This is a genomic window from Nonomuraea sp. NPDC050540, assembly GCF_044457485.1.
Classification (GTDB): domain Bacteria; phylum Actinomycetota; class Actinomycetes; order Streptosporangiales; family Streptosporangiaceae; genus Nonomuraea.
The window spans coordinates 226,199-237,775 of the sequence record NZ_JBITHA010000002.1 but is presented as its reverse complement, the minus strand read 5'-3'; the positions used below and the strand labels follow the sequence as shown (position 1 = coordinate 237,775).

The following is an 11,577-nucleotide window of genomic DNA, read 5'->3' as shown; positions in this document are numbered from 1 at the left end:
CCGTGAAGACGGCCCGCCGTGAGCAGGCGGCCCCGCACACGGCCGCGCGGCTGTCCTGGCGCGGATGGTCGGTCCTGTGGCGTCCGCGCGCCGTGCTCGCGAGCGCCGCGGTCGTGCTGGTCGCGCTCGGCTTCGCCCTGGTGCAGCTGGGCGTCGGCGACTACCCGATGTCCCCGGGAGAGGTACTGGCGACGCTGACCGGCAACCGGGGCGCCGCCCAGGAGTTCGTGATCTTCGATCTCCGGCTTCCCCGGCTGCTCACCGCCGGGCTGGTCGGACTCGCGCTGGGAGCCAGTGGCGCGATCTTCCAGTCGGTGACCCGCAACCCCCTGGGCAGCCCCGAGATCATGGGCTTCACCATGGGCGCCTCCGCGGGCGCCGTGGCGATGGTCCTCGTCTTCGGCGGCCAGGAAGGCTCCGGGATGGCCGGCGCCCTCATCGGCGGATTCGCCACCGCCGCCACCGTCTACGGGCTCGCCCATCGCCGCGGCATCCAGGGGTTCCGCCTGATCCTGGTCGGCGTCGCCGCCACCGCGCTGCTCGACAGCCTCATCTCCTACCTGCTGCTGCGTGCCCGGCTGCAGGACGCCGAGAGCGCGTACACCTGGCTGGTGGGCAGCCTCAACGGGGCCGACTGGCAGCAGGTCCAGATCATCGGGCTGACCGTCTGCCTGATGATCGTCCCGGTGCTCGCGATCGGGAGCCAGATGCGCCTCCTGGAGATGGGCGACGATCTCGCGCAGGGGCTCGGCGTCCGCGTCAAGCCGACCCGGCTGCGGTTGCTGGTGATCGGGACGGTGCTGTGCGCGGGAGCCGTCGCGACCGCGGGGCCGATCGCGTTCGTCGCGCTGGCCGCACCGCAGATCATGCGCCGCCTGACCGGCGGCTCGGTGTCGATCGTGCCCGCGGCCCTGATGGGCGCCCTGATCCTGATCGTGAGCGATCTCGCCGCCCAGCGCGTCTGGCCGGACTCCCAGATGCCGGTCGGCATCCCGACCCTTTGTATCGGCGGTACCTACCTGGCCTGGCTGCTGTACCAGCAGAGCCGTGCCTCCCGACTCTGACCTGGAGTGCCCATGAAGATAGAGAACCCGCCCGCGCCCGACGCGCTCCACGGCAACCGCCTGCGCGCGCACAACCTGTCTCTGCGGTACGGCGAGCGGGTCGTCGCGGAGAACCTGTCGATCGACATCCCCGACGGTTCGCTCACGATGATCGTCGGCCCGAACGCCTGCGGGAAGTCCACCCTGTTGCGCGCGCTCGCGCGGCTCCTGCCACCGGAGCGCGGCAGCGTCGTACTCGACGGCGAGGACATAGCGAAGTACCCGTCGAAGGAGGTCGCGCGCCGGCTCGGGCTCCTCCCGCAGACCTCGATCGCCCCCGACGGCATCACCGTGGCCGACCTCGTGGCCCGCGGCCGGTTTCCACACCAGAAGTTCCTGCGCCAGTGGTCGGCCGACGACGACGTGGCCGTGACCAACGCGCTGGAACGGACGAACACCGGCGATCTCGCGACCCGCTACGTCGACGAGCTCTCCGGCGGCCAGCGCCAGCGCGTGTGGCTGGCCATGGCCCTCGCCCAGGAGACTCCGCTGCTGCTGCTCGACGAGCCGACCACCTACCTCGACATCACCCACCAGGTCGAAGTGCTGGACCTCTGCGCCGAGCTGCAGGAGAGCGGGGAGCGCACGATCGTGGTGGTGCTGCACGAGCTCAACCTCGCCGCCCGGTACGCCACCCACCTGATCGCCATGCGCGACGGGTCGGTGGTGGCCAGCGGGTCGCCCAAGGACATCGTCACCCCGGAGCTGATCGAGAAGGTCTACCAGCTTCCCTGCTCGATCATCGACGACCCCGAGACCGGAACGCCGCTGGTCATCCCGGCGGCCCGTCACAGGACCGGCGCACCATGTACGTGAACCCCGACTTCGCCGCCGGCACGCGGCAGGCCCACGACCTGATGGAGCGCTGGCCGTTCGCGGTCGTCATCGCGCTCGACCCGGACGTCCGGCTGTCGTTCGTGCCGGTGGAGCTCCGCCGGGACCAGGGCCGGCACGGGACGCTGGTCGGGCACGTCTCGGCCGCGGACCCCGTGGCCGGCGCGCTCCGCCAGGGCACCGCCCTGCGCGTCGCCTTCACCGGGCCCGTCGCCTACGTGAGCCCGGCGTGGTACGCCCAGCCGGGCCTGCCGACCTACAACTTCGGCGCGGTCGAGGCGGCGGGAACCGCCCGGCCGCTCGATGATCCGAAGCTGGTCAGGCAGCACCTGATGGCGCTGGTCGCGGCGCACGAAGGGGCGCGTACCGACGGGCTGGACAGGTGGCGGCCCGACGGCTGGGCGCGGCACCGCACCGAGGAGCTCCTGGGCGAGCTGCAGGCGTTCGTGATGCCGATCGACCGGCTGGAGGTGAAGCTGAAGATCGGTCAGAACCGCACGCCGGGCGACCGCCTGGGCACCATCGCCGGCCTGGAGGCGGCGAACCCCTCGCACCACGCCGAGGCCGCCGCCTTGATGCGCGCGCGATACGGCGCCGACGGGTGCCCCCACTGACCGTCCGGTGGGTCGGGCGCACGAATCCGCCGGGCCGCTCTCGTCGTTTCCACCGAGATCCGCGCTGGTGGACGTGCCTACCATGGGCGGACCACTCCGGGAACGACAGGCAGGTGAACAGTGGGAACCACTCCGAATCCCACCGAGGACGGACGCTCCTCCCACGGTGAGCCCGCCGGTCGAGGACCGACCCTGGGCAGGGTCCTGCAGCATCTGGGACCGATGCTGCTCGCGACGCTCGCCGGCACGCCCCGCTACCTGGCGCCCGTCGGCGGCGTCGTCGTCCACGACGCGGACGACCCGCCGCCGATCCCCGTGGGGGCGATCGTCCTCGGCGTCGGCGTCACGGCGCCCGACGACGTCCGCTCGCTGGTCCGGCTGGCCTGTCTGCACGCCGCCGCCGCGGTGCTCATCCGGCAGCCGCGCGAACGCGGGCTCGCCGTCGACGACCTGCTTCCCGATGAGGGAATGGTCGTGCTCGGCCTGCCGGCGGGAGTGTCCTGGCAGCAGGTGATCGCGGTGCTCGGGACGGCCCTGCAGTCGCCCCCGCACCCGAAGGTCCACGATCTGGGCGGGCGCGAGGTCGGCGATCTGTTCGGCATGGCGGGCGCCATCAGCGATCTCATCGGCGCCCACGTCACCATCGAGGACCGCAACTCCGTCGTGCTGGCCTACTCCGACCACCAGGGGGAGACCGACCCGATCCGCGTCGAGGTGATCCTGGGACGCCGGACGCCCGAGCCCTACTGGGTCTTCGACGAGGAGCGCGGGGCGCTGCGCGCGATCCGCGAGTCCGTGCGCCCGGTGTTCCTGCCGCCGCTCGACCTTCCCGACGGCCGCGTCACCCGGGGCCGGGTCGCGGTCGCCGTCCGCGCCGGCGACGAGATCCTGGGCTCGATCTGGGGCGTCGTCGACAAACCGCTCACCACGGAGAAGGACGACCTGCTGCTCGACGCCTCCCGGCTCGTGGCCCTGCACATGCTCCAGCTGCGGGCCGGCGCCGACGGAGCCAGACGGCTGCGGACCGACCTCGTGGCGACCGCCCTGACCGGCGGTCCCGAGGCCCGTTCCGCGCTGGACCGGCTGCGCCTGGCCGGGCATTCGCTGATCGTCGTCGCGCTGACGCTGAACGAACCGGCCGACGGCGCGTACACCGGGGCGGCGGCACACGTCACCAAGCTGCAGCGGCTGGCGGTCTCCTTCCAGGTCCACCTGGCCGGGACCTGGGCCGACACGGCCGTGGCGCTCCTGGACGACACCGTCTACGCGCTCGTGCCGTCCCGCCGCGAGGACACCGAGGTCAGCCTCGAACTCACCTGCCGGAGCTTCATCGGACGAGGCGCCGAGGGCGCCGTCGTGGGCATCGGCAGAGTCGTGCACGAGGCCGCGGAACTGGAGCTGTCACGGGCGGACGCGGACCGTGCGCTGCGGGTGCTGGGACGGCGTCCGCCCGAGCCGTCATCGGCGCCCTGGGCCGACCGGGTGGCCCGCGCGTGCGACATCGAGGTGGAGGCGCTCATGATGGAGCTGCGCGACCTCGCCGCGAGCTCGAAGCGCGGGCCGTTCGGCGCCTACGCGCGGCTGCTCGCCTACGACGAGACCCGGGACTCGACGTTCATGGTGGAGACGTTGCGCGCCTGGCTGGACGCCCATGGCGACGTGATGGCCGCCTCCGCGGCGACCCACGTCCACCAGAACACCTTCCGGTACCGGCTCAAGCGGATGTCGGAGATCGGGGAGTTCTCCCTCGACGACCCGGCGGCGAGGTTCACGCTGCAGCTCCAGCTGCATCTCTATCCGCCGGAGCCCGCCACCGGGCGCTCCAGCAGGTAGCAGCCGTCGCGGCGGACGTCGACGACGGCCCAGCCGTCGGAGAGCGCCCACGTCATCGCCTTGCGCAGACCGGCGCGCCACGCGCTGGCGGCGCCCGGGTTCGTGTGCCGCAGCGTCTCGATGTCCGCCGGGATCTGCAGCGCCAGCAGTTCGGCTCCCGAGCCGGGGCTGTCCAGGAGCGGGCGGTCGCCGTCCTGGCGGAGCAGGTAGTGCGGCTCTCCGCCCATGCCGGCGGAGGGGCGCGGGTACGGGCGCAGCAGGTTCCAGTTCGCCAGCGCCCGGTCCGAGTCGTCGTGACCGTTGAGCGTGTCGCCCATGCTGCCGTAGAAGTTCTCGAAGTAGCGGTCGATCTGCGCGCCCAGGCGGTGCACGTTCAGGTAGGCGTTGCGGGCCACGAGGGGGTCGAAGGTCCACGTGATGTTCGTGGCCCCCACGCTCAGCGCCCAGTGGCGCTGGTGCAGTTTCAGGGCGTTCCCCGCCCCACGCCCCCGCAGCTCGGGCAGGACGCCGGCGAGGTGACTGTGCAACGTACGCGCCCACGGCGGCCCGAAGAAGCCGGCCGCGGCGCCCACCACCCGGTCACCGGCCCGCACCACGGCGACGTAGTTGCCGCTGTGGGCCAGAGCGATCAACGCGCCCGGGATGAGCAGGCTGTTCTCCCGCTGGTTCCAGACCCGATCGAAGAGCCGGCTCGCGGCCTCGCAGTCGGCCTGGGAGGAGGCCAGGTCGATCGTCACTCCGGCGCGCTCGGCGGCATCGGCCGCGAGCGAGGCCGCACCGAGCAGCCAGCCGTCCGCAACCTTGTTGTCATTCGTCATCACGCTTCTGCTCCACCTCACGCCTTGTCACGGACCGGGCCATCCTGACCGGCGAGGCATGGGCAGCGGCACAGACCGACTCACAAATTCCGCCGGGCTCCTTGGGTGATCCAAACGAACAGGCCCGCATGACCCGGCTTTGCCGAAGCGGCAAAGGCATTTGCGGCGATCTCCGCCGAGGTCGCATGCTGACACCGACAGGAACGGAGAACGCATGTCGAGGCTCACACACCGGCTGGTTTCCTCTCCGGCGGGCAGGACGCACCTCGTGGAGCAGGGTGCCGGCCCGCTGGTGCTCTTGGTGCACGGGTTCCCGGAGTTCTGGTACTCCTGGCGCCACCAGCTGCCGGCGCTGGCCGCCGCCGGATACCGTGCCGTGGCCGTGGACGTCCGCGGCTATGGGCGCTCCTCCAAGCCGGCGGAGGTGTCCGCGTACCGGATGCTCGAGCTGGTCGAGGACAACGTCGCCGTCGTGGAAGCGCTCGGCGCGGACAGCGCGGTGATCGTCGGGCACGACTGGGGCGCGACCATCGCCGCGACCTCCGCGCTCACCCGGCCGGACGTCTTCCGCGCGGTCGCCCTGCTGAGCGTTCCCTATACGCCGCCCGGCGGCCCGCGCCCCAGCGAGGTCTTCGCCGGCATGGGCGGCGACGACGAGTTCTACGTGTCCTACTTCCAGGAGCCCGGCAGAGCCGAAGCGGAGATCGAACCGGATGTCCGTGGCTGGCTGGCGGGCTTCTACGCCGCCTTGTCCTCCGGCACCATGCCCGCGCCCGGCGCCCCGGACCCGCACTTCGTGAGCCGCGGCGGGAGGTTGCGCGACCGGTTCCCGGCCGGGCGGCTGCCCGCCTGGCTCGGCGAGGGCGACCTCGACTTGTACGCCGCGGAGTTCGAGCGGACCGGCTTCACCGGGGCGCTCAACCGCTACCGCAACATGGACCGGGACTGGGAGGACCTCGCCGCCCATTCCGGCCGGCCCATCACCCAGCCGTCCCTGTTCGCCGGCGGGGCCCAGGACGCCTCCACCACATGGCTGGCCGAGGCGATCCAGGCCTACCCCGCGACGTTGCCCGGCCTGATGGGCTCACACATCCTCGACGGATGCGGCCACTGGATTCAGCAGGAGCGCTGGGACGAGGTCAACCACATCCTCACCGGCTGGCTCGCGTCCCTCCCCGCCTGATCACCTCGGGTCGCCCATCGTCTCGGCCAGGCGGTCGATCTCGGCGGCCAGGCGCTCGCGCACGCCGTTCATGGCGGCGATGCGCTCGTCCAGCGCCCCGAGGCGCTCGGAGTAGGTCCGGATCAGGGACAGGCAGTCCTTGGGCGGGTCGGGCTCGCCGGTGCCCAGGCAGTGCACGAACCGCAGCACGTCCTCCGAGCTCAGCCCGGCGTGCAGCAGGCGGGCGATGTCGCGCACGAGCGGAACGGCGTGGCCGTCGTACCTCCGGTAGCCGTTGTGATCGCGCTCCGCGCTGATCAGGCCCTGCTCCTCGTAGTAGCGCAGCGCCCGGGTGGATACACCCGCGCGGCGTGCCACCTCGCCGATCCGCATCACCGGTCCACCCTTCTTCCGCCGGACGTGAACGCCCTACCGAACAACGCCAGCGACACCAGCACGCATCCCGCGGCGGTCGCGGGCACGGCCGCCGGGCCGAACGCCTCCAGAGCCAGGCCGCCGATCCCGCCGGCCAGGGAGAAGCCGAGGAACATGGCGCTGTTGTTGAGCGCGATCAGCTCGTTGGCGGCGCCGGGGCCGTCGGCCCGCTCCAGCAGCCAGGCCTGGGTGGCTGGTGCGATTCCCCAGGTCGCGAGGCCGTACAGGATCACGAGCACCGTGACGACGGGGAGGGGGTACGGCCCCCCGGCGAGCCCCAGGACGGCCATGAGCGCGGGCGCGGCGAACACGCCGAGCAGGAGGATCATCAGCGCGCGCAGGGCGCCCACCGCGTCGACCAGCCGGCCGCCGGCGAACGCGCCGGCGATCCCGGCCAGGCCCACGACGGTGATGAGCGGGGCGACGGCGGCGCCGCGGATGCCGCCGATCCGGCCGACGATCTCGGTGATGTAGACGTAGGACATCATGCCGCCGGCGCCGCTGGGGATCATCGCCAGGAGCGCCGCGGCGGTGCCGGGACGGCGTAGCGGCGCCAGCCGTTCCTTGAGACGGGACGCGCCCGTGCCCGGCAGGGCGGGCAGGGACGACAGCAGCCCGAGTCCGGCGAGCAGGGCGATCGCGGCGACGTAGACCATCGTGGCCCGCCAGCCCAGCTCGCCGCCGATCCAGGTGCCGACGGGCACCCCGGCTACCAGCGACGTCGTCAGCCCGGCCCCGACGACCGCGAGGAAGCGCCCCTGCCGGCCTTCGGGGGCGGCCGTGGCCGCGACGGCGAAGGCGGCGGGCGAGGCGGTCGCGGCGGCCAGCCCCGAGACGATCCTCGCCACCATCAGCAGGCCGTACGAGGGGGCGACGGCGGCGGCGAGGTTGGCCAGGACGAACACGGCGGCGGCCCCGACGAGCACCGGCCGCCGCGGCAGCCGGGAGGTCAGGAGGGCGGCGACCGGCGCGCCCAGCGCGTAGGTCAGCGCGAACACCGTGACGAGCTGGCCGCTCATCGCGACCGACACGTCTAGGTCGCGGGCGAGGTCCGGGAGGATGCCGGCGATGATCAGGTCGTCGGTGCCGAAGGAGAAGGCGAGGAGGAAAAGGCTCAGCAGCCACAACGGCAGCCGGGGGCCGCTCCCTTGCGTATTCATGCGGCGACGCTAGAACCTTCACGCAGGCGTCAAGGTCAAGGCGGATCGCGCGGTCACCGATGAGTTCGGGACGCCGCCGGGGTCAGTATCGGCGACCTGCCGACCCAACCCGGAGGACATCATGGCCTTGGACCTCTTTGCCGGTATCCCCGTCACCGACTACGCCACGGCGCTGCCGTGGTACGAGCGCTTCTTCGGCGCGCGGCCGTCGTTCCTGCCGAACGAGATCGAGGCGGTGTGGGAGGTGGCCGAGCACCGGTACGTCTACATCGTGCAGGACCCGAAACGGGCGGGGAACGCCCTGGTGTTCTCCTTCGTCGAGGACCTGGACGAGCGGGTCGCCGCGCTCGCCGGGCGGGGCATCGAGCCCGCGGAGCGCGAGACGTTCGACGGCGGCGTGGTCAAGATGATCTACCGGGACCCGGACGGCAACGAGATCAGCTACGGCGGCGGTCCCGTGGCCTGATCACGCTGCCTGACGTGTTCATGATGGGCCGATGTCCGGCGAGAGTCATGTGGTGAAACCTGACTTTCGGCAGGGGCGGCGGTTGACGATCGGCCGATGATCCGCCCGGCCCTCCGTCGCCAGACTCGCCCTCCATGAACACAGACTTTCCCGGGCGTTGGATCGGTGGGCTGACGCTCGTCCTGGGGCCGGTGGTCCTGTGCGCGGGACTGCTGCTGCGCCACCTCGGCACGGTCACCGCCCTCACCCCTCAGCAGCAGGAATGGGCCGAGGCGCAGCCGTTCGCCGCCTACGGGCAACTGCTGGCGTACACGGCCGAACCCGCCCTGTTCGCCCTCGCCTACGCGGTCTTCGCGCTGGGGGCGCTGCTGCTCTTCCCCGCGTTCATCGCCCTGGCCCAGCGGGTGGGCGGCGGCCTCGCCTCCTGGGGCGCCACGCTGCTGGCCGCCGGCCTCTTCGCCCGCCTGTACTTCGCCGGCGCCGACCAGACCGCCTTCCAGCTCACCGAGGTCGTCGGGCTGGACCAGGCCACGGACGCGATCATGAAGGAGTACGTGGACATCTCCTACGGGCCGTGGCTGGTGCCGGTCTGGGCCTCGGTCGGCCAGTACGCGGGCTCGCTGCTGCTGGCCGTCGCCGCCTGGCGTTCCGGGCTCCTGGGTACGGCCCGCGCGGTGATGCTGCTCCTGGCCGGAGGCACCTGGATGGGCGTGCTGAAGAGCGCCTCGATCCCCGACGCGCTGGTCGCCGGCCTGCTCTGCGTGGCCTTGGTCCCGCTGGGCGTACGGATCCTCGGCGACCGGCCGCTCACCCCACCGGGGCGGTCGAAGGTGCTGAGCTGGTAGCCGGTCAGCGTTGCTTGATCAGGCCGTTCAGCAGGTCGGTGACCTGGAGGGAATTCGGCTTGTTCGCGGGGGCCGGTGTGTGCGACTTGGCCCGGCCGTTCAGGAGCGCGCACCGCTTCTTCGCGTTCTTCATGGAGACCGTCTTGCCGGCCTTCTTGGCCTTCGCCACCAGCCTGGCCGGGTCACAGGCGGCCGTCACCGTCGTGTGCGCCTCGGCGGGCGCGGGCAGGGCGGGCAGCACGCCGATGGCGGCGCCGACCAGCCCGATGGACGTCAACCGTGCCGCCGCCCGCATGATGGTCATGCTTTCTCCCTTGGTGTTGTCCGGGGTGGTACCGATCCGGCGACCACCGCCCACAACCCAAACCCAGATGCCGCCCAGGCAGCGCCGCGTTGATACGACCCAGGCCAAACACCGACCCTTCGATGACCGTCAGCGGCCGGCCGCGTAGCCCTGGGCGCCGCGGGGGTTGGCCGCCGCGCGCAGGAACGTGCCGTCGCGGGACACCGCGCTGAGCCTGCCGATCGACCACCCGTCCTGGACTTCCACCTCGTGGCCGCGGCGGCGGAGTTCCGCCACGACATCGGGGGCGATCCTGTCCTCGACGTGCATGACGCCGGGTCGGGACGCGCGCGGGTAGAAGGAGCTGGGGAAGTGTTCGGAGTGGAACATCGGGGCGTCGACGGCCTCCTGGAGGTTCAGTCCGCCGCCGTGGACGAGGGCGAGGAAGAAGTTCACGCTCCACTGATCCTGCTGGTCGCCGCCGGGAGTGCCGAAGGCCATCCAGGGCCTGCCGTCGCGCAGGGCGAACGACGGGGACAGGGTGGTGCGGGGCCGGATGCCGGGACGCAGGGAGTTGGGCAGGCCCTCCTGGAGCCAGAACATCTGCGCGCGCGTACCCAGGCAGAAGCCCAGGGACGGAATCGTGGGAGAGCTCTGCAGCCAGCCGCCGCTCGGGGTGGCGGAGACCATGTTGCCGTACCGGTCGACGACGTCCACGTGGCAGGTGTCCCCACGTACCCGGCCGTCGGCGCCGACCGTCGGTTCGCCCACGCCGCGGGCGCTCAGCAGGCCTTCGGGGGCCGGGTAGTCGGGGAGCCGCGGTTCGCGGCCGCCCGGCGAGCCCGGGCGTAGGTCGAAGGAGGACTCCGTGCCGACGAGGCCGCGGCGCTCGGCGTTGTAGGCGTCGCTGAGCAGGTCGTTCATGGGGACCTCCGCCGCGTCGCCGTACCATGCCTCGCGGTCGGCGAAGGCCAGCTTGGCGCACTCGATCACCGTGTGGATGTAGTCGGCGCTCAGGTGGCCCATCGCGGTCAGGTCGTAGCCGGACAGCAACGCGAGCTGCTGGAGGAACGCCGGACCCTGACCCCACGGCCCGGTCTTGCACACCGTGTGGCCGTGGTAGCCGAACCGCAGCGGCTCCTCCACGGTCGCCGACCACGAGGCGAGGTCGTCGCCGGTGAGCAACCCGCCGTGCACCTCGCCCGAGCTGTCCCGCCACGCGGTCGTGGCGCTGAACTCGGCGATCGCCTCGGCGACGAAGCCGCGGTACCAGGCGTCGCGGGCGTTGGCGATCTGAGCCTCCCTGGTGCCGCCGATCGCCTCGGCGACGATGCGGCGGTAGGTGGCGGCGAGCACGGGGTTCGTCAGCCGTGACCCGGGCGCGGGCACGTTCCCGCCGGGCAGCCACGTCGCGGCGGAGGTCGGCCAGTCGCCGGTGAACAACTGCTCGACCGTCGCGATGGTGGACGAGATGCGGTCCAGGACGGGTACGCCGTGCTCCGCGTAGTGGATCGCGGGTTCGAGCACCTCGGCGACCGACCAGGTGCCCCAGCGCTCCAGCATGAGCATCCAGCCGCCGAACGCCCCGGGCACGGTGGCGGCGAGCAGGCCGGTGCCCGGCATGACCTCGACGCCGAGGCCGGCGAGGCGGTCGATGGTCGCCGAGCCGGGAGCGACGCCCTGGCCGCAGACGACGGACACCTTCCGCGCGGACTCGTCCCAGAGCAGGATCGGCACCTCGCCGGCCGGCCCGTTCAGGTGTGGTTCGGCCACCTGCAGGACGAATCCGGCCGCGACCGCCGCGTCGAACGCGTTGCCGCCGCCTTCGAGCACGCTCATGCCTGTCGCGGAGGCCAGCCAATGGGTGCTGGCGACCATTCCGAAGCTTCCCGCCAGTTCGGGCCGGGTGGTGAACACTCTGGATCCTTTCGGCTGCGGTGGATCGATGGGGTTTGTCGAGCCGCGTCATTGTAGACGGGCGTCTTAAGCGTTATGGTCATCTCATCTGAGAAGAGTATCTCATT

The 11,577-nt window shown here is 72.0% G+C and carries 12 protein-coding genes; 7 read left to right on the top strand and 5 right to left on the bottom strand.

Annotated elements, in window-relative coordinates:
• Window positions 1–2: 2 nt before the first annotated feature.
• The 4 genes from ACIBI5_RS07590 (at window position 3) to ACIBI5_RS07575 (ending at window position 4,384) form a co-directional block, all read left to right on the top strand.
• The gene (locus ACIBI5_RS07590; RefSeq protein ID WP_397244245.1) at window positions 3–1,064 is read left to right on the top strand and encodes a FecCD family ABC transporter permease; all 1,062 of its coding nucleotides are present in this window, start codon (window positions 3–5) and stop codon (window positions 1,062–1,064) included.
• A 12-nt stretch (window positions 1,065–1,076) separates the two neighbouring features.
• Entirely contained in the window at window positions 1,077–1,919 is an 843-nt protein-coding gene (locus ACIBI5_RS07585; protein WP_397244243.1) for an ABC transporter ATP-binding protein, read from the top strand.
• Window positions 1,910–2,551 (top strand): FMN-binding negative transcriptional regulator, encoded by a 642-nt coding sequence (locus ACIBI5_RS07580; RefSeq protein ID WP_397244241.1) that lies wholly within the window; start codon window positions 1,910–1,912, stop codon window positions 2,549–2,551. Before ACIBI5_RS07585 ends, ACIBI5_RS07580 begins: the two co-directional genes overlap by 10 nt.
• A 222-nt stretch (window positions 2,552–2,773) precedes the next feature.
• Window positions 2,774–4,384, top strand: a complete 1,611-nt coding sequence (locus tag ACIBI5_RS07575) for a PucR family transcriptional regulator (protein WP_397244239.1) — start codon at window positions 2,774–2,776, stop codon at window positions 4,382–4,384.
• On the opposite strand, the gene ACIBI5_RS07570 is transcribed toward ACIBI5_RS07575, so the two are convergent.
• Window positions 4,345–5,202, bottom strand: coding sequence for a GNAT family N-acetyltransferase (locus tag ACIBI5_RS07570; protein WP_397245284.1), 858 nt, complete (start codon window positions 5,200–5,202; stop codon window positions 4,345–4,347). The two genes, ACIBI5_RS07575 and ACIBI5_RS07570, sit on opposite strands and share 40 nt — an antisense overlap.
• Window positions 5,203–5,416: 214 nt before the next feature.
• Between ACIBI5_RS07570 and ACIBI5_RS07565 the strand changes: the two genes are divergently transcribed.
• Window positions 5,417–6,385 (top strand): alpha/beta hydrolase, encoded by a 969-nt coding sequence (locus ACIBI5_RS07565; protein WP_397244236.1) that lies wholly within the window; start codon window positions 5,417–5,419, stop codon window positions 6,383–6,385.
• Here ACIBI5_RS07565 and ACIBI5_RS07560 read toward each other — a convergent pair whose 3' ends face one another.
• Both ACIBI5_RS07560 and ACIBI5_RS07555 read right to left on the bottom strand, forming a co-directional pair.
• Window positions 6,386–6,757, bottom strand: a complete 372-nt coding sequence (locus ACIBI5_RS07560; protein WP_397245282.1) for a MerR family DNA-binding transcriptional regulator — start codon at window positions 6,755–6,757, stop codon at window positions 6,386–6,388. It lies immediately after the preceding gene.
• Window positions 6,757–7,959, bottom strand: coding sequence for an MFS transporter (locus ACIBI5_RS07555; protein ID WP_397244234.1), 1,203 nt, complete (start codon window positions 7,957–7,959; stop codon window positions 6,757–6,759). Before ACIBI5_RS07555 ends, ACIBI5_RS07560 begins: the two co-directional genes overlap by 1 nt.
• 121 nt (window positions 7,960–8,080) lie before the next feature.
• Here ACIBI5_RS07555 and ACIBI5_RS07550 point away from each other — a divergent pair, with 121 nt between their 5' ends.
• Window positions 8,081–8,425 (top strand): VOC family protein, encoded by a 345-nt coding sequence (locus ACIBI5_RS07550; protein WP_397244232.1) that lies wholly within the window; start codon window positions 8,081–8,083, stop codon window positions 8,423–8,425.
• 134 nt (window positions 8,426–8,559) lie between these two features.
• The gene (locus tag ACIBI5_RS07545) at window positions 8,560–9,270 is read left to right on the top strand and encodes a hypothetical protein (RefSeq protein ID WP_397244230.1); all 711 of its coding nucleotides are present in this window, start codon (window positions 8,560–8,562) and stop codon (window positions 9,268–9,270) included.
• 4 nt (window positions 9,271–9,274) lie between these two features.
• On the opposite strand, the gene ACIBI5_RS07540 is transcribed toward ACIBI5_RS07545, so the two are convergent.
• The gene (locus ACIBI5_RS07540; RefSeq protein ID WP_397244228.1) at window positions 9,275–9,574 is read right to left on the bottom strand and encodes a hypothetical protein; all 300 of its coding nucleotides are present in this window, start codon (window positions 9,572–9,574) and stop codon (window positions 9,275–9,277) included.
• A gap of 129 nt (window positions 9,575–9,703) precedes the next feature.
• Window positions 9,704–11,470, bottom strand: coding sequence for a gamma-glutamyltransferase family protein (locus tag ACIBI5_RS07535; protein WP_397244227.1), 1,767 nt, complete (start codon window positions 11,468–11,470; stop codon window positions 9,704–9,706).
• Window positions 11,471–11,577: the final 107 nt, after the last annotated feature.